A 20,191-nucleotide genomic window follows, 5' to 3' on the forward strand; every position below is an offset into this window, starting at 1 on the left:
ACATGATGACGTCGACGCCATGTGTGAGCACTGAGATCGCCACTCAACCTGACCTCTGGCGGCAGGTTTCGACCGGTTTCGCGCAGTACGGCGGCGCGTTGCCGAAGGCCGGTCAGCGGGTCGCCGCGGTCGGTTGCGGCACGTCCTGGTTCATGGCGATGGCGTACGCCGCCCTGCGCGAGGACCTCGGCCAGGGGGAGACCGACGCGTTCGCCGGATCGGAGTTCCCGGCCGGCCGGACATACGACGCCGTGGTCGTGATCAGCCGGTCCGGTACGACGACCGAGGTGCTCGACCTGATCCGGGCGACGGACCTCCCCACGATCGCGATCACCGCCACTCCGGACTCGCCGATCGTCGAGCTGGCCGACCGCACCATCATGCTGGACTTCGCCGATGAGCAGTCCGTTGTCCAGACCCGCTTCGCGACCACCACGCTGGCGCTGCTGCGGGCATCACTGGGCCAGGACCTCGAGCAGGCGGCCGCGGACGCGGAGACGGCGCTGGCCGTGAACGTGGACGACTTGGCCAAGCTGGAGCAGCTCACGTACGTCGGCACCCGGTGGACTGTCGGCCTGGCGCACGAGGCGGCGCTGAAGCAGCGTGAGGCCGCGTCCGCGTGGACCGAGGCGTACCCGGCGATGGACTATCGGCACGGTCCGATCGCGATCGCGCAGCCGGGCCGCGGCGTCTGGATCTTCGGGGAGTCGCCGGCCGGTCTGCTCGATGACGTCACTGCCACCGGTGCGACCGTCGTACACCACGCGGACCTGGACCCGATGGCGTCGCTGGTCGTGGCTCAGCGCGTCGCAGTCGCCAAGGCACTGGCTCTGGGCCTCAACCCGGACCAGCCGCGCAGTCTGACCCGTTCCGTCATCCTCCACTGAGCACAGGCTCCCTTGTCTGGACGCCTGCCACGCGACCCAAGACCGCGGCGGCGACCAGTCCGATGGCGACGACGAGCAGGGCCTTGTGAGTGCCGATCGCCGGTACCAGGAGGCCGCCCGCAGCCTGCCCGAGCGCGGCAGTGCCCACGCGCAGGCTGGCTGCGGTCGTGCTGACCCTGCCCTGCAGTGACTGGGGGCTGTACTGCTGACGCGCCGCGAACATGGCCGGCATGGTCGGCCCTTGCAGCAGTCCGGCGACAGCCGCGAGCAGCAGGAGTACGGCGAAGGACCCGGCCAGCGGCCACGTCAGCATGGCCAGCCCGTACGCCGCAACGGACACCATCACCACGTGCTCCGGACGCCAGCGAGTCTGGAGTCGGCCTAACGCCAGAGCAGTGGTGACGCTGCCGACCTCCAGTGCGGTCCACAGATAGCCGGCTGCGGACGTCGGCATGCCGAGTGACTCCATGTGCAGCGGCAGTGTGATCAGCAGGATGCCCATCACACCCAGAAGCAACGTGGTCGTGACCGTCGATGCGCGCAGCCGCGGAGTACGCGCCAGATGCGCCAGCCCACCGATGACCGAGGCCATGAACGGTTCGCCGCCGGTCACAGCCCGAGGGAGTGCGGGCAGCCGGGTGATGGCGACGATGCTCAGCGTCGCAGCCAGTGCGATGACCAGTACGGCGGTCTCCACCGAGAACACCGCCGAGATGGTCGCTGCGGTCGCCGGACCGGTGATCGTGGCCGCTCCGAAGCTCGCGGCCTCCAACGAGTTGGCGCGAGCCAACCGCTCCTGCGGGACGAGGCTCGGCAACATGCTCGTGAAACCACCACTCACCATCGGCAGCGTCGCCCCGGCGACAGCCGCCAGCACCGGAGTGACCCAGTGCGCACTGTGGCCGACCACGCCGAGAAGGCTCAGCATGACCACACCGAGCACGGCCTGGTTGAGCGCCAGTGCGGAGCGACGGTACGGCGTCCGGTCGAGCCAGGCGCCGAGCAATGGGCCGGTGACAACGGCCGGCAAGGCGTAGGCCGCCCCGGTGAGACCTGCGAGCGCAGGACTGCTGGTGCGCTCCAGCACGAGGAGCACCAGCGTGAACGCGACCATCTCGTCGGCGAGCCTGGCGAGGGTCGCGGCGACGTAGTAGCTGGGCACGCCGACCTCCTGTAACGCTATATCTACGGTTACGCGTTACGCTAGCAAATACGTTACGAGAGGGGGAAGTGGTGGAGATTCAGACGCCGGACCGGCTGATCCGGCTCGCGGTCGATCTGGTCAACACGCGCACCCGTGACCCGGAGCGGCTCAATGAGCCCGACGATGTCCGCGACTTCCTGCTGGAGCATGGCGAGTCGGACCCGATCACGCTGGACGACGGTGATCTGGCGGCGGTCCGGGCTGTCCGCGAGCGGATCCGGCCGGTGTTCCACGCCGACCCGGCCGAGGCGGCCCGGGTCCTCAACGAGTTGCTCGCGGAGTACGCCGTACGCCCGTATCTGTCCGACCATGACGGGTCGCCGTGGCACCTGCATGTGGCCAAGCCGGAGGCGACGTGGGCCGAGTGGCTCGCCGCCTCGACCGCGCTCGGGCTGGCCGGGTTCGCGGCCGGCCATGGGTTCGCGGCGATCGACGCCTGCGCGGCCCCGGACTGCGAGCGCGTCTTCGTCAACCCGGCCGAGCGCCGACCGCGCCGGTTCTGCTCGCCGACCTGCTCCAGCCGCACCCGCGTCGCGTCGTACCGGGCCCGCCAGGCAGTCGCCGGGGAGGCCTAGGATCGAGGCAGAGATCCGGACCGGAGGAGTGCGAGTTGAGTCATACCGTGGTGGCGGAACTGGTGGCCAATGTGCTGAAAGTCACCGCCCGGGCCGGGGACACGGTGGGGCCGGAGGACACCCTCGTCATCCTGGAGTCGATGAAGATGGAGATCCCGGTGCTGGCCGAGGTGGCCGGGACCATTGTCGAGCTGAAGGTCACCGAGGGCGAAGTCGTCCGCGACGGGGACCCGATCGCTGTGATCGAGGAGAACTGATTCAACCGAAATGGCCGCTGATACGTCTTCTTTGGTGAGGGCACCGGCCGGGAACTTCCGGCCGGAGCGCCGCGTTGAGCCGTCGTACGAGCAACTCAGGGTCCAACCCGGGTGTTCCCCACGTGCGCAGAGGACGGTGAACGCGGCACCATGGCCTTCACGCTTATTGCCGAGAGGACCCTGGGAGGCGTTGCGGTGAAGCCGGCTGACACCTCTGTGGTGCCTGTCCCGGAGGCGGTTGCTGACGCGCTGCCGTCGTGGGACGAGATCGTCCGCGCGCATTCGGCCCGGGTCTACCGGCTGGCGTACCGGCTGACCGGCAACAAGCACGACGCCGAGGACCTGACCCAGGAGGTCTTCGTCCGGGTCTTCCGCTCGCTGTCGTCGTACACGCCGGGCACCTTCGAGGGCTGGCTGTACCGGATCACCACGAACCTGTTCCTGGACGGCGCCCGCCGCAAGCAGCGGATCCGCTTCGACGGCCTGCCGGAGGATGCGCACGACCGGCTCCCGGCCAAGGGCGAGGGCCCGGCCGAGAAGCTCGACTCGGACCTGTTCGACCACGACGTGCAGGACGCACTGGACGCGCTGCCGGAGGACTTCCGTGCGGCCGTCGTGCTGTGCGACATCGAGGGCATGACGTACGACGAGATCGCCGACGTGCTGGATGTGAAGCTCGGGACGGTCCGCAGCCGGATCCACCGAGGCCGCTCGATGCTGCGCAAGCACCTGGAGCACCGCGCCCCGCGCTCTGGTCAGTCCCGGATCGGTGGTCCGCCCGCAGACGGACCGTTCAGCACCGGAGGTGAGCACCGGTGACGCTGCAGCACCCGATGGACAAGCTGAGTGCCGTCGTCGACGGTGAACTCGATCACGACTCCCGCGACAAGGTGCTGAGCCACCTGGTCAGCTGTGACACCTGCCGTGCGGAGGTGGACGCGCAGCGCCGGCTCAAGGCCCGGATGGCGACTCAGGAGTTGCCGGAGCCGTCCACCGACCTGATGCAGCGCTTGATGGGCGTCTCGTCGTTCTCGATGGAGCCGCGCGAGGAGGTCCGCCCGGTCCTCACACCGGCCGTGTCGCTCTTCCCGCAGCGGTCCGCGTTCCCGGCGGGTCGCAGTGGCTCCACCGGCCCCGCGCCTCGGACCACTCGCTCCCGGCGGCGTACCGGCGTACTGACTGCTGCGAGCTCTGCCGCCGCAGTGGCCTCACTACTCGGTACGGCGTTCGTCGTCGGAGACCCGGCCCGGTCGGAGCAGCCACCCGCGCTGCAGCCGCCGGTCGCGAGCTTCTCCGCCGACCACGCCAGCACGACGAGCGGAGCGCCGTTCGCTGACCCGGTCGCGCTGCTGAACTCCTACAACGGGGCTGGGTACGCGGGGCTGAGCCCGACGCTGCAGCCGGTGGCCCTGGCAGGACGTTGACCTGTGAGCCTCTCCCGGCTCGCCGTACTGGTCAGCACCGCACTGATCGGGTTCGGCCTGCCCATGCCCGCTGCTGCGATGACTGTCGCGTCCCGTGAGGACTCACCGACGGCCGTCAGCTGGCTCGAGCGTGCCGCCGCGGCGCCGAACCGGGTCTCGTTCCACGGCACCCAGATCATCACCTCGTGGGGACCGCAGGGCGCCAGCTCCGCGATGCTCGACATCGTGCACGCGGCCTCGCAGGGCTCCGAGATCACTGTGGTCGGCTCCGAGGCATCTCCCGGCGCCAAGGCCTTCGTTCAGCGCACCACGAACGCCGGTGCGGTCGACGGTGGACCGCTGGCGTTGCTGGAGGCGACGTACGCGCTCGTCTACAAGTGCTGCACGGACACGATCGGTCGGGCAGCTGTCCTGGTCGAGGCGCTGCGGGATGACCAAACGCTCGCTGCGCGGTTCTGGATCGACAAGGCGACCGGACTGCTGCTGCAGCGGCAGCTGTTCAGCGTGGACGGGAAGACGATGGTCCGGGCCACGGTGTTCACCGAGCTGGAGATCGAGGACTCGGAGTTCCTCGGGCACCTGCCGCCGATGGCGCCCGGCGGAGTCGAGTCGATGGGCCTGGGAACGGTCGACAACCTGCGCTCCGAAGGGTGGGTCTGCGCGCCCGAGCTCCCCGCGTCGCTCAAGCTGTACGACGTCCACCAGGACACCGGCAGCGGGTCGCTGCAGTTCTCGTACTCCGACGGGCTGTTCAACATCTCGCTCTTCGAGCAACGCGGCGCGCTCGACCCGGCGGCTGTGGCCGGTTTCGGCGCCACTGACACCCCCGGCGTCTACCAGCGCTACGGGATGCCGTCGTACGTCGTCTGGTCCTCCGGAGGGATCGTCTACACGCTGATCGGCGACCTGCCGCCGGACATGCTCGGCCAGGTGGTCCGGGCCTTCCCGCACGACGTCCCGGTGAAGCTGACCGCGATCCAGCGGATGGGTGCCGGGCTGGCGAAAATCGCCACCTGGCTAACTCCGATGGGTGCGCTTTCGCCGAAGCTGGGATAATCGAATCTGGAGGGGTCTTCCGGCAACCCCGGGAGAGGGCCTCCGACCGACGACTACGACACGTGAGGCGGCCACCGTGACCAGCGACGACGCCGAACCGACGGTTCCGACCCCCCGCGATCCAGCGACGCCGGAACCCACCCGGATCATCCCGACGGCCGCGCCTGCTTCGGCGGAGCCGACCGCCGACGGTCCGCCGTTGTCGGGGCTGGTGCCGCCTGCGGCCGGGTCGGGCAGCATGCCGTTGCCGCCTCCCGGGAGCGATGCGTCGTACCGGCAGAACGGTGGTCGTTCGGTGACACAACGCAGCTTCGGGCGGCCCGCCGCCGAGGAGCCCAGCTTCAGGCCGGTGTACCAGGGGCAGGCCTGGCCGACCCAGCGTCCGGCGTACCAGCCGACGTACACGCCGCCCCCGCCGATCGACTGGCACCAGCAGCAGGCCCGCGCGTACACCCCGGCGCCGCCGCCCAAGACCAACCGGGTCGTCGCGATCGCCGCGGCCGTCGCCCTGGTCATCGGCGTGATCGCAGGCGCCGGCGCTGCCGTCACCGTCGTCGCCCTCGATGGCAACACCAGTCCGGTCGCCGAGCAGCCCACACCGCCGGTCGGCACCGGCGCGGACCCGAAGATCCGCAGCGGATCGGTTTCCGCCGTCGCCTCGACGCTGCTGCCGAGCGTCGTGCAGTTGCGGGTCGAGGGTGCGGACGACTCGAACGCGACCGGCTCCGGCTTCGTGATCGACAACGTCGGCCACATCCTGACCAACAACCATGTCGTCGCCGCGGCGGCCAACGGCGGCTCGATCCAGGTCGTCGCCGAGAACGGGAAGCCTGCGACCGCGCGGCTGGTCGGCCGCTCCCCGGCGTACGACCTCGCCATCGTCCAGGTGGCCGGTCTGAAGGCGCCATCGGTGCAGTTCGGCCGCTCCGATCTGGCCGTCGTCGGTCAGGACGTGGTCGCGATCGGCTCGCCGCTCGGGCTGGCCGGCACGGTCACTTCGGGCATCATCTCGGCCAAGAACCGCCCGGTCACCACCTCCGGGGAGGCCGCCGACCCGGAGTCGTACATCAACGCGCTGCAGACCGACGCGGCGATCAACCCGGGCAACTCCGGCGGCCCGCTGGTCGACATGAACGCGCGGGTGATCGGCGTGAACTCCGCGATCGCCACCGTGCGCGGCACGCAGGAGGGCCAGAGCGGCAACATCGGGCTCGGGTTCGCGATCCCGATCGACCAGGCCCGGCGGACCGCTCAGCAGTTGATCGCCAACGGCCGGGCGTCGTACCCGGTGATCGGCGCTCAGGTGGACATGCAGTTCGAGGGCGGCGCGCGGGTGAGCCTGGTCAATCCGGGGTCTCCGGCCGCGCGGGCCGGATTACGCGTCGGTGACGTGATCACCTCGATCAACAACCAGGTCGTCGACACCGCCGAAGCACTGATCGTCGCGATTCGCACCCACCAGCCCGGTGAGAGCGTGAAGCTGGCGTACGAGCGCAGTGGGCGGGAGCGGCAGGCGACGGTCGCGTTGGCCGGCCAGATCGGCTGACCCGGCAGGCGGTGTCACCGTACGGCGGCTACCCTGGACGCCGTCGGAAACGACGTACAGAGAGGTGGGGACATGTTCGGCATCGGGCCACTCGAGCTGGTGGTGATCGCGATCGTCGCCGTGCTCGTCTTCGGCCCGGATCGGCTGCCGGAGTTCGCCCGCACCGCGGGCCGGTTGCTGCGTCAGGTCCGCCAGATGGTCAGCAACGCCCAGAACGATCTGCGCAACGAGCTCGGCCCGGAGTTCGCCGACCTCGAGCTCCAGGATCTGAACCCGAAGAACTTCGTCCGCAAGCACCTGCTCGAAGGCTCCGACGACCTCGACGACGAGAAGCCGACCAGCACCCCGGACTTCATGGACTCCACCCCGGACCGTCTCCCGGCCGGCCAGAAGGCACCCTTCGACCCCGAGTCGACCTGACCGTCACCCGGCCAGATCACCGGCCATCAGGTCGTAGCTGACCAGGTCGTCCTGGCGGGTCGCGACGCGGAAGCCTTCGCGTTCGGTGCCGGCATGGCGGAAGCCGGCTGATTCGGCGACCCGGCGAGCGGGAGTGTTGGTGGCGGCGGTCCGGATCAGCAGGCGGTGACCGTTGTGGCCGTCGGGGGAGAAGAACCACCCGGCGACGCGATGGATCGCCTCTGCCGTCAAGCCGCGGCCCTGGGCGTCGGCGTGCGCCCAGAAGCCCAGCTCACCGGCGCCGTCGTCATTGAGATTGAAGAGCGTGAGGTTGCCGAGGCCCAGGTCGGTCCCGGCATCGGCCAGGCACCAGTTGTAGCGGTGACCGGAGGCGGCTTGTTCGTCGAGGCTCTTGAGCCAGTAGCGCGCGTCCTCGGCGGTGAAGGGCTGAGGGATGAACGGGAGGAAGTGGGCCGTCGCCTCGTTGGTCCGGGCCGCGGTGATGCGGGGGATCTCGTCCTCGCGCCAGGCACGAAGGCGTAGCCGCGGAGTCTCGAGCACCGGGGCGACGTACCAGGGCCGACGGGGCGTGCGAGGGTCCATCGGGCCGATCCAGCCGGTCCACGCGTCGATGGGTCGGCCGCCTTCCTTCGCCAGGCCGGGGATGGTGTCACCGAGCCGGAAGCCGGTGGCCCACGCGACCCGGCGTGACGGCCAGTTGCCGACCCGCGCCCACCAGTGGACGACGCGGAATCCGCACGTGCCGAAGCCGAACTCCAGCAGGAGCCGTACGGCGCGACTCGCCACCCCGGCGCCACGCGCCCACTCGGACAGCCCGTAGGTCACCCGGGCGTTGCCGTCCGCATCCGGCTTCAGCGAGGCAGTACCGGCGTACCGGCCCTCATACTCGACGACGAACGCGAGCCGCCGGCCGGCCGCCCACGCCTCGGTGATGCCGAAGGTGATCCACCGCCGCGCGTCCTCGTCGTCGCGGGCGGGGTCCTCGCGGTTGCGGTCGATCTGGCCTTGTACGTCGTCGGGCCGCGGGGCGCGCAGGGTCACTACACCGTCGGTCAGAACCGGATGCTTCTCAGGAATCGGCACCCGGCCAAGTCAACACCAGTGTGGCGTCAGCTTCGGGTGGTCAGCGGCCCGCGGGGGAGAGGCCGAGTTGCCGGCCGGCCAGGCCGCGTGGGCGGCCGCCCAGGGTGGCCGCGATCTGCGTGAGGACCTGCGCTGCGGGAGTTTCCGGGTCGGTGACGGCCAAGGGGTTGCCCAGGTCGCCGCCGCTGCGGAGGCGCTCGTCCAGGGGGATCTCGCCGAGGAGCGGGATCTTGTAGCCCAGGCGTGCGGACAGGGTCTCTGCGACCCGCGTGCCGCCGCCGGTGCCGAAGATCTCGATCCGGTGCTCGGGGCCGCAGTGCGGGCAGGGCAGGAAGGACATGTTCTCGACCACGCCCGCGACCCGCTGGTGCACCATCTGCGCCATCGTGCCGGCCCGCTCGGCCACCTCGGCGGCGGCTTCCTGCGGGGTCGTCACGACGATGACCTCGGCGCTGGTCAGCCGCTGGCCGACCGAGATCGCGATGTCACCGGTGCCGGGCGGCAGGTCGAGCAGCAGGACGTCGAGATCGCCCCAGTACACGTCGGCCAGCATCTGCACCAGCGCGCGGTCCAGGATCGGGCCGCGCCAGGCGACCACCTGGTCGCGCTTCGGCTTCAGCATGCCGATCGAGATCACCTTCACGCCGTGCGCGGGCACCGGCATGATCATGTCGTCCACGGCCGTCGGCCGCTGGTCCGCAACGCCGAGCATCGCCGGCACCGAGTGCCCGTAGATGTCCGCGTCCAGTACGCCGACCTGCAGCCCCTGCAGTGCCATCGCGGCCGCGAGGTTGACCGTCACCGAGGACTTGCCCACACCGCCCTTGCCGGACGCGATCGCGAACACCTTGGTCAGCGAGTCCGGCCGGGAGAACGGGATCTCCTTCTCCGCCACGCCACCGCGCAGTTGGGTCTGCAGGGCGGCCCGCTGCTCGGCCGACATCACGCCCAGGTCTACCTCGACCCCGGTCACGCCGTCGAGTTTGCTGACCGCGGCGGTCGTGTCGCGGCGCAGCGTGTCCTTCATCGGACAGCCTGCGACGGTCAGCAGAATCCGGACCGTGACGACGCCGTCGTCCCGGACGACAACCGACTCGACCATGCCCAGGTCCGTGATCGGCTTTTTGATCTCCGGATCCAGTACACCGCCGAGCGCCGTGGTCACCTGATCAGCAGTGGGAGCCATACCCCCAGGCTACGTGCTCACCCGAGCCGCCCCGACCACGGTCCATGTGACGTAGGTCCACCAAGGTAACCCTTACTTCAGAGGCCGGGGGCGCCGTAGATGGGGAACCAGCGCGAGAGGTCTTGCTCGAAGCGGAGGTCGGCGCCGATCACGGACTTGATCTGGAGTTCGGTGGCGTTGTCGCGGCGGTCCTGCCCAGCGGGGACGAACGGGTACCAGGACCCGCGCTTGTAGAGGTAGACGAGCCCCAGCGACTTGCTGCCGTTGGTGAAGGCGACGAGCGTGCACAGCAGCGCCGATCCGAAGCCCGCGTCGACCAGTGAGGTGTTCACCGCGTGCAGGTCGGTGACCAGGCCCTCGACATCGTCCGGAGTGGTCTGCCGGACCAGCCAGGTGAAGCCGTACGAGTCGGTGTGGCTGGTGAACTTCCCGTTGTCGAGCGCGAGCAGGTTGTCCACCTCCTCGCGCAGGGTCGAGAAGCCACCGCCCTCGGCCGCCTTGAAGCAGACCGATCCACTCCCGGTCGGCCGGTAACCGGCCGCTGTGTCGAGCGTGATCGCGGCCGACGGAAGCGAGAACAGCTGGTCGAGGTTCGGCGGGACGGCTTTGCTCCGGCCGAGCAGGATGTCGAGAAGGCCCATGACCTAAGCTTGCTCGCCCAGCTCGCGTGACAGCACACCGAGGCGGTCGAGACGAGTCTCCAGCGGCGGGTGAGTGGACAGCAGCGAGGACAAGCTCTTCCCCTGGCCCGAGATCGCCGGGGCGAAGAAGAACGCGTTGAACGCCTCCGCCTGGCGCAGATCGCGCGACGGTATCCGGGCGATGTCGCCACTGATCTTGGTCAGCGCCGAGGCCAGTGCCGATGGTCTGCCGGTCAGCATGGCGCCGGCCCGATCCGCGGCGAGCTCGCGGTAGCGCGACAGCGCCCGCGTCAGCAGGAACGAGATCGCGTAGACGACGACGGACACCAGGATCACGGTCAGCACGATCACGGCCGCGTTCTGGTCGCGGTTGCGGCTCAGTCCGCCGTACAGGCCGAAGCGGGTGATGAGGCCGGCGAGTACGCCGAGGAACGACGCGATGGTCATCACCGCGACGTCGCGATGGGCGACGTGGGACAGCTCATGCGAGAGGACGCCCTCGAGCTCGTCCGCGTCCAGCCGGCGCATGATCCCGGTGGTCACGCAGACGACCGCGTTGTTCGGGTTGCGCCCGGTCGCGAAGGCGTTCGGGAGATCGACGTCGGCGACGGCGACCCTCGGCTTCGGCATGTCGGCCAGGGCACACAGCCGGTCGATCGCGCCGTGCAGTTGCGGCGCCTCCTCCGGGCTGACGATCCGCCCGCGCATTGCGTACAACGCGATCCGGTCCGAGAACCAGTACTGCACGAACAGCGCCCCGGCCGCGATCACGACGGCCAGTACGGCGCTCCCGGTCAGCGCGATGAGCAGCGCGACGAAAGCGACGTACAGCAGGCCGAGCAGGAAACTGGTCATCACCATCCGGCGGCTGAGGCCGCGATCAGGCGCGAATCGAGTCTTCATTCCACGTCCTTCCTCACCTGATAGCGAGAGTATCTCGGCTCCAAAGAGGTCAAACGCGGTCGTCCTCGCGGCTCTTCAGGTCCAGATCCGCGAGCAGCGTGCGCAGCTCGGAGCGGAGGAAGTCGCGGGTCGCGACCTCGCCGACGGCCATCCGCAGCGAGGCGATCTCGCGGGCCAGGAACTCCATGTCCGCACGGGTCCGGGCGTCCACGTCGCGGTCGCGCTCGTACTGCACGCGATCGCGCGCCTCCTGCCGGTTCTGCGCCAGCAGGATGAGCGGAGCGGCGTACGACGCCTGCAGGCTGAGTGCCAGTGTCAGGAAGATGAACGGGTACTGGTCGAATCGCAGGCTCTGCGGCGCGAAGATGTTCCAGGCGACCCAGAACAGGATCGTCGCGGTCATGTAGACCAGGAACCGCCCGGTGCCGAGGAAGCGGGCGATCCGCTCCGACAGCCGCCCGAACGCGTCGGCGTCGTACGACGGCCGCGGCACGAACGTCCGCCGCCAGTCCCGCGGTATGTCGAGCCGCGCTGTACTGCGCAGGCGGCGGTCGTCGGTGCTGCGGTCGTCACGAGGCATCGTGGTCCACCTCCTGCGAGTCGTTGTCGCCGGGCTGATCGGATTCACGCCAGTCGTCGGGGAGCAGGTGGTCGAGCACGTCGTCGACTGTGACCGCACCGAGCAGCCGGCCTTCGTCGTCGAGCACCGGTGCCGCGACGAGGTTGTAGGTCGCGAGGTACTTGCTGACCGTGGTCAGGCTGTCGTCCGGCCGCAGCCCGTCCAGATCGGTGTCCAGTACGACGGACACCAGCTCGGATGGTCGTTCGCGGAGCAGCCGCTGGATGTGGCCGATCCCGATGAACCGACCGGTGGGAGTCTCCAGCGGCGGCCGGCAGACATAGATCATCGCGGCCAGTGCGGGACTCAGATCGGCGTTGCGGACCTGAGCCAGGGCGTCCGCGACGGTCGCATCCGCCGGCAGGATCACCGGCTCGGACGTCATCAGTCCACCGGCGGTGCGCTCCTCGTAGGTGAGCAGACGACGTACGTCCTCGGCCTCGTCCGGCTCCATCAGCGTGAGCAATGCTTCGGCGGTCTCGGTGGGCAGCTCGGCGATCAGGTCGGCCGCGTCGTCCGGCGACATCTCCTCGAGCACGTCCGCGGCGCGCTCGGTGTCCAGGCCGGCCAGGATCTCCACCTGGTCGTCCTCGGGCAGCTCCTCCAGTACGTCGGCCAGCCGCTCGTCTTCCAGCGCGGACGCGATCTCCTTGCGTCGCTTGGGCGACAGATCATGCAGTACGGCGGCCAGGTCCGCGGCCTTCATCGACTCGAAGGCGGCCAGGATGTGGGTCGCGCCCTGACCTTCCTCGACCTGGGCGAAGCCACTCACGTCGGCCCAGTCGAACACATGCGACTGCCCGCGCCGCCGGAACCGCTTGCCGCCCTCGCGCACCGCCACCTTCGACAGCACCCAGTCCCGGGTCCGCCACTGCTCCATGGCCATGTCGAACACCACTGCGGTCGCGCCGGTCTCGAGGACGGTGACAGTGCGGTCCAGCATCTCGCCGAGCACCAGCACCTCGGTCGGCCGCTGCTCGAACCGGCGCATGTTCACCAGGCCGGTGGTGGTGACGTGTCCGACGTCGACGTTGGTCACCCGGGTCATCGGCAGGAAGATGCGGCGCCGGGTGAAGACCTCCACCACCAGACCGAGTACCCGCGGCGGTTGCGTACCCTGCCGCATCATCGCCACGACGTCGCGGACCTTGCCGACCTGATCCCCGTTCGGGTCGTACACGGGGAGACCGGCCAGCCGAGCCACGTACACGCGCGACGGTGAGCCACTCATGATCGAAGGCTAACCCGCCGGAGTGGAGTCTCAGCTCAGGCGCGGGCGGCGGCGGATGCGGCGGTGCAAGGTGACCGGTGGCTTGCCTCGGGTGGTCGCCTTGGTGCCGATCGGTGCTTCGGCCCGCGGAGTGGCGTCGTACCGCCCGGCGGCCTCGGTGATCTCACCGGTGGGCTCGAGCACGAGGAGGTCCGCTTCGGTCTTCCAGCGCTCGAGTTGCGTGTCCAGTCCGGCCGCGTTGAGCCGCTCGGTCCGCAGTACCTGGGCTGCCGTCGTCCACTCGTCGCTGCCCGGCTCCAGCCGTCGTACTGTCGCCTTCCAACTCGCCAGCCGGTTCGTGGCGGGCTTGGCCGGTACGACGACGTCCGCCGAGCCGGCCGTGGCCAGTCCGGGCAGCGGCTGCTCCGCGCTGTCGGTCGCATCCGCCAGTACGACGTACTGGCCGTCGACTGTGGCGAACCAGGCCGGCGCGGGGCGTCCGCCGTTCCAGGACAGCCAGACGAGGCCGGCCTTCTTCATGACACCGGCGATCTCGGCGGCAGCGTCCTCGATGGTCACGGACCCAAGGTTGTCACACCGGCGCGTCCTCCGGGGCACGGTGAAACCGGACACACTCGATGGCGAAGTGAGCCCGATCACCGGACCTCGCCGCGGGTTCGCCGTACGCTGCCGGTGACCGGCGGGTAACCCGAGTTGGAGGACGACGGCGATGGCTGATCAGACAACTACCTTGCGCAGCAGGCGGTCCTGCCTGGCCACGCCGGGGTCGAACCCGCGGTTCCTGGCCAAGGCGAAGGGCCTGGACGCCGACCAGGTCTTCCTCGACCTGGAGGACTCGGTCGCGCCGATCGCCAAGGTGGACGCCCGCAAGAACATCGTCGCCGCGCTGAACGAAGGCGGCTGGGGGACCAAGATCCGCGTCGTCCGGGTGAACGACTGGACCACCGAATGGACGTACGCCGACGTGATCGAGGTCGTCGCCGGCGCCGGCGCGAACCTCGACTGCATCATGCTGCCGAAGGTGCAGACCGCCGAGCAGGTGGTCGCGCTCGACCTGCTGCTCACACAACTCGAGAAGGTGCACGGCTACGAGCCCGGCCGGATCGGCATCGAGGCGCAGATCGAGAACGCACTCGGCCTCACCAACGTGAACGCGATCGCCACCGCGTCACCCCGCGTCGAGACGATCATCTTCGGCCCGGCCGACTTCATGGCGTCGATCAACATGAAGTCGCTGGTGGTCGGTGAGCAGCCGCCCGGGTACGACGTCGGGGACGCGTACCACTACATCCTCATGCAGATCCTGATGGCCGCGCGGGCCCACGGGAAGCAGGCGATCGACGGTCCGTACCTGCAGATCAAGGACGTGGACGGCTTCCGCCGCGTCGCCGGCCGGTCCGCAGCGCTGGGCTTCGACGGCAAGTGGGTGCTGCACCCGGACCAGATCGCTGCGGCGAACGAGGTGTACTCGCCGAGGCAGGAGGACTACGACCACGCCGAGAACATCCTCGACGCCTACGACCACTACACCTCCGCCGCCGGCGGGGCTCGCGGAGCAGTCATGCTCGGCGACGAAATGATCGACGAGGCGTCCCGCAAGATGGCGCTGGTGGTCTCGGCCAAAGGTCGCGCGGCTGGGATGACCCGCACTGACATCTGGCAACCGGCTGAGTAGTTCCCGACTCAGCCCCCGACCTGGGCCATGATTGCGAGGAGGTGGCCGTCCGGGTCTGGGAAGAACGCCATCCATTCCTCGATGCCGTTGTCGTGTTTGTGGATCAGGTGGGGTGCGTTCTCGAACTCCACGCCTCGGGCGCGCAGGTCGTCGTACGCGGACTGGATGTTGTCGACGCGGAAGTACAGCACCGACGGCTCACCCACAGGCCCGTCGTTCGCGCTGAGGAACAACCGGGTTCCGCCGCAGTCGAAGAACGCCAGATCTCCGAAGGTGTAGAGATGCGGCAACCCCAGCGTCCCGCCGTAGAAGTCGACCGCGGTCTGGATGTTGCTGACCGGCCGTGCGATCTGTCCGATCGTGCCCAACTGCAGAACCATGTCCGAGCCTCCTTGTCCACGCAGAGCGCTGTCGGCGGGCACGCCGCGCCAGGTGCGAAGCTCGGCCCGGCGTTCCAGGCCGAGCTTCAGCAAGGCGTTCGCGACGTGGAACTTCACCGCGTCGAGGCTCACCCCGCGGCGCCGGGCGATCTCCCGGTTCGACATGCCGTGCCGGACCGCGTGCACCACCTGCCACTCCGCCGGCGTCAGTACGTCGGGATGCCTCGGTCGTCCGCGAGTGCCCACGAGCTCAAGGTAGCCCTGCAGGCTGTGGAATTACCCTCCCCCGAAAGGTCAGTGGGACCAGACCTTGTAGATGCGGATCGGCTTGACCGGCGGGCCGTCCTGGTCGGGGTCGGCGATGCCGGCGGCGACCATGCGGTCGAACGTGGACATGCCCGCGATCACGTGGCCGAGGACGGTGTAGTTCGGGTCGATGTTGGCGAACGAGTGGACCACGAAGAACTCACTGCCATTCGTCCCGGGACCCTGGTTGCCGTAGGCAACGGTACCGCGTGGGTACGTCTCCTGCCCGGTGACCTCGTCGGGGAACTTGTACCCGGGGCCACCCTCCTCCTGCCGGTAGATGTCCCCGCACTGCAGGACCCCGAGCCGGGCCGAGTTGGTCAGCCGGAAGCACTGGGTGAAGTCGTAGAACCGGCTCTTCACCAGATGCACGAAGTTGTGCACCCCGCACGGCGCGTTGGCCCGGTCCATCCGTACGACGAACGGTCCGTAGTTCGTCACGAAGAACACGTCGACCGTGCCCTTGGCCTTCGCGGTGGCCGACGGAATCCGCACCGGTTTCGCCGCCGGATTCTCCGGCGTCGGCGTGAACTCACACTTCACCACCGGCTTCGGCCGGTGCGCCGGCGCAGCCGACGCGGTCGTGGTGGTCAGCGTCGCGGCAACCAGTGTGGCCGCGATCAGGGCGGTGATTGATCGCTTCATTCGCTCACGGTAGTACTTTCATCGCTCTGTGCAGAGGTTCTTCAAGCTTTTGGCCGTGGACTCGATCTCGTCGCCTTGGCCGCCTAAGGTGTTGCGGTCCGCTGCGGAAGGTGTTGTGTGTGAACGGCGAGGTACTGGCAGGGCGTTACCGGTTGCTCACCCTGCTGGGCAGGGGTGGCGCGGGTGAGGTGTGGAAGGCCGAGGACACCGTCCTGGCCCGCCAGGTGGCCCTCAAGCTGCTCCGCCGGCTCGAGGGCGATCCGATGGACGCGGCCGAGCGGTTCCGGGCGGAGGCGCAGGCGGCCGCGCGGCTGACCCATCCGAACGTGGTCGCGACGTACGACGTCGGCACCGAGGGTGAACATGTGTTCCTGGTGATGGAACTCGTTTCCGGCCCGGATCTGGCCCAACTGATGCGTACGGCGGGCCTGCCGAGCGGGGAGCTGGTCGCCGACATCGCGACCCAGGGTGCACGCGGTCTGGATGCGGCCCACGCCGCCGGGATCGTGCACCGCGACGTGAAGCCGGCCAACCTGATGCTGGCGGCGGACGGCACGCTCAAGATCACCGACTTCGGTATCGCCAAGCACGCGGGCAACGAGACGACCGGTCTGGGTGTCCTGCTCGGTACGGCGTCGTACGTGTCGCCGGAACAGGTCCGCGGCAAGTCGGCCACCCCGGCCAGCGACTGGTACTCCTTCGGCTGCGTCCTCTACGAGCTCCTCAGCGGTACGCCGCCCTTCACCGGCGAGACGGTGGACGTCGTCATGCGCCAGCACCTCGAGACACCGCCGCCGCCCATCGTGCGGACCGACGTACCGGTCGAGCTGGCCGGCCTCGTCACGCACCTGCTGGCCAAGGACCCCGCTGACCGACCGTCGTCGGCTGCTCAGGTCGCTGCCCTTCTGACGCCATCTCCAGCGCACAACGCGACGCAGGTGCTGTCTCTCCCCACACCGGCGACCGACGTGCCAGGTGAGCACACAGACGCGGCCGAGGATGTGGTCGGCGTGGGCCACTGGGAGGACGAGTCCTCCGAAACGGGTACTCACCGAGCACCTCGCAAGGCGTTCCCGCTCGCGAAGGTGGGTGTGGCCGCCGCGGTGGTGCTGGCTGCGATCACTGGTGGGCTGATGCTCCGCGAGAGCGTGACGAACGAGCCGCCGGCGCAGGCGGGTGGGACCCCGTCCGCACCGGTGCAGAAGGTCTCGGTCGCACCCAAGACCACGTCGAAGCCGACGCCGACTCCGACGCCCTCGAAGAAGCCGAAGCCCACGCCGACTCCGAAAGAGACGCAGAACCCGCAGGCGGCGCTGGTGCAGAGCTTGCGGACGCTGGCCGCTCAGGTGCGGGCGACCCAGGAGGGGAGCCGGAGCAAGGCTCCGCGCGAGGCGGCTCGCGACTTGGACCGGGCCGCGGAGGCACTGGACCATGGCGACACGGAGTCCGCCGCGCAGCACTTCTACGACGCCCGGAAGCGGCTGTTCGAAGCGCAGCAGCAACACCGCTGGCGGGCGACTCCGCAGATCGCGGCGTTGTTCGCAACAATTAGCCGGACGCTGCCCAACCCCAATTCGGACGGTTCACGCGACGAGTGAGCCACGCGACGGTGAGCGCGTGGCCGGTGTCACAGCGGGTGTCGTCCTCGTGCCGGGATGCTGAGAACCGCGATACTCGCGGGTAAGGCCAACTCCCGAAGGAGCCGACGATGAGCAGGTTGCAGCAGACCGACGGGCTGACCGACATCCAGGAGGAGATCCTCAAGACGGTCCGCGCCTTCGTCGAGTCGGAGATCCTCCCGGTCGCGACCGAACTGGAGCACCGCGACGAGTACCCGGCCGAGATCGTCGAGGGCCTCAAGGATCTCGGCCTGTTCGGCCTGATGATTCCGGAGGAGTACGGCGGCCTCGGCGAATCGCTGCTCACCTACGCACTGTGTGTCGAGGAGATCGCCCGCGGCTGGATGAGCGTGTCCGGCATCATCAACACCCACTTCATCGTGGCGTACATGCTGCTCCAGCACGGCACCGACGAGCAGAAGCGGAAGTACCTGCCGCGGATGGCGACCGGCGAGGTCCGTGGCGCGTTCTCGATGTCCGAGCCGGGCTGCGGTTCCGACGTCGCCGCGATCAAGACCAAGGCGGTCAAGGACGGCGACGCCTACACGATCAACGGCCAGAAGATGTGGCTGACCAACGGCGGCTCCAGCAACCTGGTCGCCGTACTCGTGAAGACCGACGAAGGTCAGGACTCGGTCTACAAGAACATGACCACGTTCCTGGTCGAGAAGGAGCCCGGGTTCGGCGAGGTGGACATGGGCCTCAGCGTGCCGGGCAAGATCGAGAAGATGGGCTACAAGGGCGTCGACACGACCGAGCTGATCTTCGACGGTTACCGGATCGACGCGGGCCAGATCCTGGGCGACGTACCGGGCAAGGGTTTCTACCAGATGATGGACGGCGTCGAGGTCGGCCGGGTGAACGTCGCCGCCCGCGGCTGTGGCGTGGCGCGGCGGGCGTTCGAGCTCGGCATCTCGTACGCGCAGCAGCGGGAGACGTTCGGCAAGAAGATCGCCGAGCATCAGGCGGTGCTGTTCCGGCTGGCCGACATGGCGGTCAAGGTCGAGGCCGCGCACGAGCTGATGGTGAAGGCGGCGCGGAAGAAGGACAGTGGTTCGCGCAACGACTTCGAGGCCGGAGTAGCGAAGTACCTGGCGAGCGAGTACTGCTCACAGGTCGTGGAGGACTCGTTCCGCATCCACGGCGGCTACGGCTTCTCGAAGGAGTACGAGATCGAGCGCCTCTACCGCGAGGCCCCGATGCTCCTGATCGGCGAAGGTACGGCGGACATCCAGCGGATGATCATCGGTCGCCGGTTGCTGGAGGACTACAAGCTCTGACCGGACGGGCCGGCACGCTGGGCCGACAGGCGGGGCGGTGCCGGTCGGCGTCCAGCGTGCCGCGGAGGGGTGGCTAGACGGTCACCCGAAGCTCCGAGGGCGGCTGCCGGGTCTTACCCGAGCCGTGGCCGGACAGCAGCCAGATGCCCAGCTGGGTGATCTCGTGACGCACGGACGCGCCGTCCCGGCGGGTGGTGATCAGGCCGGCCTCCCGCAGGACCGTGGCCTGGTGGCTGGCCGCGGCCGGGGAGATCTTGCACCGCTTCGCGAGCTCCGTCGTCGTACAGCCGGAGACGGCGGCCTCCAGCGCGGCGGCACGGGTCGAGCCGAGCAGCGAGCCCAGCGCGTCGGTCGACGGATCCGGCTCCGCGGACCCCTGCCGCAGGATGCCCGGCGCGTGCTGGATCGGGTACACCAGGATCGGCTTCAACTCCGGGTCGCGCAGCTTGGTCGGTACCTGCCAGCAGAACGCCGACGGCTGCAGTTCGATGCCACGCCCGTCCAGGTAGAGGTCGCGGTCGTTCATGTCCAGCACCTGCAGGACCGGCGCCACCCACCGGACCCGCGGGTGCAGCGAGGAGAGCAGCCGGTCCACCCCGTGCCGGGCCAGTGCCTCCCCGCGGTGTGCGTGATCGGCCGACACATGTGTCCCGATCGACTTCCAGTACGGCGCGATGGCGGCCGCGTGATACGTGCGGATCGCCCGGCCGAGCTTCTGCAGCGAGGAACGCTCGCCCTGGGCCAGCTCCCGCGTCCACGGGGAGACCGGACGGTACTTGCTGAGCAGGTCGAGCTGGCTGCGGATCTGCTGCCGCGGCGTGGCCAGCGTCAGCTCCAGCGCGGTCTCGAAGTCCGGTGCGGGCTCGTCCGGGGTGAGGAAGTCCGGGGAGTAGCCGCGCAGCGGGGTCAGCTCGAGCAGGAGCCGCATCTGCTCCGGAGCGACCTTCGCCCGCACCTGCCGGCGCCAGTCCTCGAAGATCAGCCGCCCGTCGGAGTGCTGCAGCATGTGGAGGCTCAGCAGCACCTCCCACAGCGGCGCGGGGTTGGTGGCGACCGTGACCCGGGTCAGATCACGCGGTGTGAAATGAATACGAAGCACGGCACCAGCCCTCCCTGCCTACCGAGACGCCGAACCCATCACGACATCCCCCGATGCCGCCGGTCGCAGAATGTGGCGGCCTGCTGACCGAACGCGATGACCGCATTGAATCAAGGGCGCCGAGCCGTCCACAACTGTTGGAACATTCCAAACGA

22 protein-coding genes are annotated in these 20,191 nt (G+C 69.1%); 11 read left to right on the top strand and 11 right to left on the bottom strand.

What is annotated here, in order from left to right:
* Nucleotides 1-5: 5 nt before the first annotated feature.
* Nucleotides 6-887 (top strand): SIS domain-containing protein, encoded by an 882-nt coding sequence (locus tag AB0I34_RS28815; RefSeq protein ID WP_360450988.1) that lies wholly within the window; start codon nt 6-8, stop codon nt 885-887.
* Here AB0I34_RS28815 and AB0I34_RS28820 read toward each other — a convergent pair.
* Nucleotides 874-2,049 carry an MFS transporter gene (locus AB0I34_RS28820; protein ID WP_360450991.1) on the bottom strand — a complete coding sequence of 392 codons (1,176 nt, stop codon included), beginning with the start codon at nt 2,047-2,049 and terminating at the stop codon, nt 874-876. The genes AB0I34_RS28815 and AB0I34_RS28820 overlap by 14 nt on opposite strands.
* 71 nt (nt 2,050-2,120) lie before the next feature.
* On the opposite strand from AB0I34_RS28820, the gene AB0I34_RS28825 reads away from it, so the two are divergent.
* The 7 genes from AB0I34_RS28825 (at nt 2,121) to AB0I34_RS28855 (ending at nt 7,369) form a co-directional block, all read left to right on the top strand.
* Nucleotides 2,121-2,666, top strand: a complete 546-nt coding sequence (locus AB0I34_RS28825; RefSeq protein ID WP_360450994.1) for a CGNR zinc finger domain-containing protein — start codon at nt 2,121-2,123, stop codon at nt 2,664-2,666.
* Between the two features lie 35 nt (nt 2,667-2,701).
* Nucleotides 2,702-2,923 carry a biotin/lipoyl-binding carrier protein gene (locus AB0I34_RS28830; RefSeq protein ID WP_360450997.1) on the top strand — a complete coding sequence of 74 codons (222 nt, stop codon included), beginning with the start codon at nt 2,702-2,704 and terminating at the stop codon, nt 2,921-2,923.
* Between the two features lie 150 nt (nt 2,924-3,073).
* Complete coding sequence (gene sigE / locus AB0I34_RS28835) at nt 3,074-3,742, top strand: RNA polymerase sigma factor SigE (protein WP_360450999.1); 669 nt, start codon at nt 3,074-3,076, stop codon at nt 3,740-3,742.
* Nucleotides 3,739-4,347 (top strand): zf-HC2 domain-containing protein, encoded by a 609-nt coding sequence (locus tag AB0I34_RS28840; protein WP_360451002.1) that lies wholly within the window; start codon nt 3,739-3,741, stop codon nt 4,345-4,347. Before sigE ends, AB0I34_RS28840 begins: the two co-directional genes overlap by 4 nt.
* A gap of 3 nt (nt 4,348-4,350) precedes the next feature.
* Nucleotides 4,351-5,403 (top strand): transcriptional regulator, encoded by a 1,053-nt coding sequence (locus AB0I34_RS28845; protein ID WP_360451005.1) that lies wholly within the window; start codon nt 4,351-4,353, stop codon nt 5,401-5,403.
* 76 nt (nt 5,404-5,479) lie between these two features.
* Nucleotides 5,480-6,949 (top strand): trypsin-like peptidase domain-containing protein, encoded by a 1,470-nt coding sequence (locus AB0I34_RS28850; RefSeq protein WP_360451007.1) that lies wholly within the window; start codon nt 5,480-5,482, stop codon nt 6,947-6,949.
* Between the two features lie 72 nt (nt 6,950-7,021).
* Nucleotides 7,022-7,369: a sec-independent translocase gene (locus AB0I34_RS28855; protein WP_360451009.1), complete on the top strand. Its 348-nt coding sequence runs from the start codon at nt 7,022-7,024 to the stop codon at nt 7,367-7,369.
* A gap of 3 nt (nt 7,370-7,372) precedes the next feature.
* Here the strand turns inward: AB0I34_RS28855 and AB0I34_RS28860 are convergent, their stop codons facing one another.
* From AB0I34_RS28860 to AB0I34_RS28890, 7 genes are all read right to left on the bottom strand, one after another.
* Nucleotides 7,373-8,452: a GNAT family N-acetyltransferase gene (locus tag AB0I34_RS28860; protein ID WP_360451012.1), complete on the bottom strand. Its 1,080-nt coding sequence runs from the start codon at nt 8,450-8,452 to the stop codon at nt 7,373-7,375.
* A 40-nt stretch (nt 8,453-8,492) separates the two neighbouring features.
* Nucleotides 8,493-9,638: a P-loop NTPase gene (locus AB0I34_RS28865; protein ID WP_360451015.1), complete on the bottom strand. Its 1,146-nt coding sequence runs from the start codon at nt 9,636-9,638 to the stop codon at nt 8,493-8,495.
* Between the two features lie 77 nt (nt 9,639-9,715).
* Complete coding sequence (locus AB0I34_RS28870) at nt 9,716-10,279, bottom strand: hypothetical protein (protein ID WP_360451017.1); 564 nt, start codon at nt 10,277-10,279, stop codon at nt 9,716-9,718.
* Between the two features lie 3 nt (nt 10,280-10,282).
* A complete protein-coding gene (gene htpX / locus AB0I34_RS28875; RefSeq protein WP_360451020.1) occupies nt 10,283-11,182 on the bottom strand; it encodes a zinc metalloprotease HtpX in 900 nt (299 codons plus the stop codon).
* Nucleotides 11,183-11,231: 49 nt separating this feature from the next.
* Nucleotides 11,232-11,762, bottom strand: a complete 531-nt coding sequence (locus tag AB0I34_RS28880; RefSeq protein WP_360451023.1) for a DUF1003 domain-containing protein — start codon at nt 11,760-11,762, stop codon at nt 11,232-11,234.
* On the bottom strand, nt 11,752-13,032 hold the full coding sequence (locus AB0I34_RS28885) for a CBS domain-containing protein (RefSeq protein WP_360451026.1): 1,281 nt from the start codon (nt 13,030-13,032) through the stop codon (nt 11,752-11,754). The genes AB0I34_RS28880 and AB0I34_RS28885 overlap by 11 nt, the downstream gene beginning before the upstream one ends.
* A 30-nt stretch (nt 13,033-13,062) precedes the next feature.
* Complete coding sequence (locus tag AB0I34_RS28890; protein ID WP_360451029.1) at nt 13,063-13,590, bottom strand: hypothetical protein; 528 nt, start codon at nt 13,588-13,590, stop codon at nt 13,063-13,065.
* Between the two features lie 151 nt (nt 13,591-13,741).
* Here AB0I34_RS28890 and AB0I34_RS28895 point away from each other — a divergent pair, with 151 nt between their 5' ends.
* Complete coding sequence (locus tag AB0I34_RS28895; RefSeq protein ID WP_131359055.1) at nt 13,742-14,707, top strand: CoA ester lyase; 966 nt, start codon at nt 13,742-13,744, stop codon at nt 14,705-14,707.
* 8 nt (nt 14,708-14,715) lie between these two features.
* Here AB0I34_RS28895 and AB0I34_RS28900 read toward each other — a convergent pair whose 3' ends face one another.
* Both AB0I34_RS28900 and AB0I34_RS28905 read right to left on the bottom strand, forming a co-directional pair.
* The gene (locus tag AB0I34_RS28900; RefSeq protein WP_360451032.1) at nt 14,716-15,333 is read right to left on the bottom strand and encodes a VOC family protein; all 618 of its coding nucleotides are present in this window, start codon (nt 15,331-15,333) and stop codon (nt 14,716-14,718) included.
* A gap of 48 nt (nt 15,334-15,381) precedes the next feature.
* Nucleotides 15,382-16,038 (bottom strand): peptidylprolyl isomerase, encoded by a 657-nt coding sequence (locus AB0I34_RS28905; protein WP_360451034.1) that lies wholly within the window; start codon nt 16,036-16,038, stop codon nt 15,382-15,384.
* A gap of 119 nt (nt 16,039-16,157) precedes the next feature.
* Here AB0I34_RS28905 and AB0I34_RS28910 point away from each other — a divergent pair, with 119 nt between their 5' ends.
* Together AB0I34_RS28910 and AB0I34_RS28915 are read left to right on the top strand one after the other, a co-directional pair.
* On the top strand, nt 16,158-17,636 hold the full coding sequence (locus tag AB0I34_RS28910) for a serine/threonine-protein kinase (RefSeq protein ID WP_360451036.1): 1,479 nt from the start codon (nt 16,158-16,160) through the stop codon (nt 17,634-17,636).
* A 110-nt stretch (nt 17,637-17,746) separates the two neighbouring features.
* Nucleotides 17,747-18,937, top strand: coding sequence for an acyl-CoA dehydrogenase family protein (locus AB0I34_RS28915; RefSeq protein WP_360451039.1), 1,191 nt, complete (start codon nt 17,747-17,749; stop codon nt 18,935-18,937).
* A 73-nt stretch (nt 18,938-19,010) separates the two neighbouring features.
* On the opposite strand, the gene AB0I34_RS28920 is transcribed toward AB0I34_RS28915, so the two are convergent.
* Complete coding sequence (locus AB0I34_RS28920; RefSeq protein WP_360451042.1) at nt 19,011-20,036, bottom strand: winged helix-turn-helix domain-containing protein; 1,026 nt, start codon at nt 20,034-20,036, stop codon at nt 19,011-19,013.
* Between the last annotated feature and the right edge of the window lie 155 nt (nt 20,037-20,191).

The organism is Kribbella sp. NPDC050281 (assembly GCF_040655855.1).
GTDB lineage: Bacteria > Actinomycetota > Actinomycetes > Propionibacteriales > Kribbellaceae > Kribbella.

Excerpts from the sequence above, each read along its gene's own strand:
- AB0I34_RS28815 (WP_360450988.1), top strand. The coding sequence starts at position 6 with ATGACGTCGACGCCATGTGTGAGCACTGAGATCGCCACTCAACCTGAC.
- sigE (WP_360450999.1), top strand. The coding sequence starts at position 3,074 with ATGGCCTTCACGCTTATTGCCGAGAGGACCCTGGGAGGCGTTGCGGTG.
- AB0I34_RS28855 (WP_360451009.1), top strand. The coding sequence starts at position 7,022 with ATGTTCGGCATCGGGCCACTCGAGCTGGTGGTGATCGCGATCGTCGCC.
- AB0I34_RS28865 (WP_360451015.1), bottom strand. The coding sequence starts at position 9,638 with ATGGCTCCCACTGCTGATCAGGTGACCACGGCGCTCGGCGGTGTACTG.
- AB0I34_RS28870 (WP_360451017.1), bottom strand. The coding sequence starts at position 10,279 with ATGGGCCTTCTCGACATCCTGCTCGGCCGGAGCAAAGCCGTCCCGCCG.
- htpX (WP_360451020.1), bottom strand. The coding sequence starts at position 11,182 with ATGAAGACTCGATTCGCGCCTGATCGCGGCCTCAGCCGCCGGATGGTG.
- AB0I34_RS28880 (WP_360451023.1), bottom strand. The coding sequence starts at position 11,762 with ATGCCTCGTGACGACCGCAGCACCGACGACCGCCGCCTGCGCAGTACA.
- AB0I34_RS28885 (WP_360451026.1), bottom strand. The coding sequence starts at position 13,032 with ATGAGTGGCTCACCGTCGCGCGTGTACGTGGCTCGGCTGGCCGGTCTC.
- AB0I34_RS28895 (WP_131359055.1), top strand. The coding sequence starts at position 13,742 with ATGGCTGATCAGACAACTACCTTGCGCAGCAGGCGGTCCTGCCTGGCC.
- AB0I34_RS28905 (WP_360451034.1), bottom strand. The coding sequence starts at position 16,038 with ATGAAGCGATCAATCACCGCCCTGATCGCGGCCACACTGGTTGCCGCG.
- AB0I34_RS28915 (WP_360451039.1), top strand. The coding sequence starts at position 17,747 with ATGAGCAGGTTGCAGCAGACCGACGGGCTGACCGACATCCAGGAGGAG.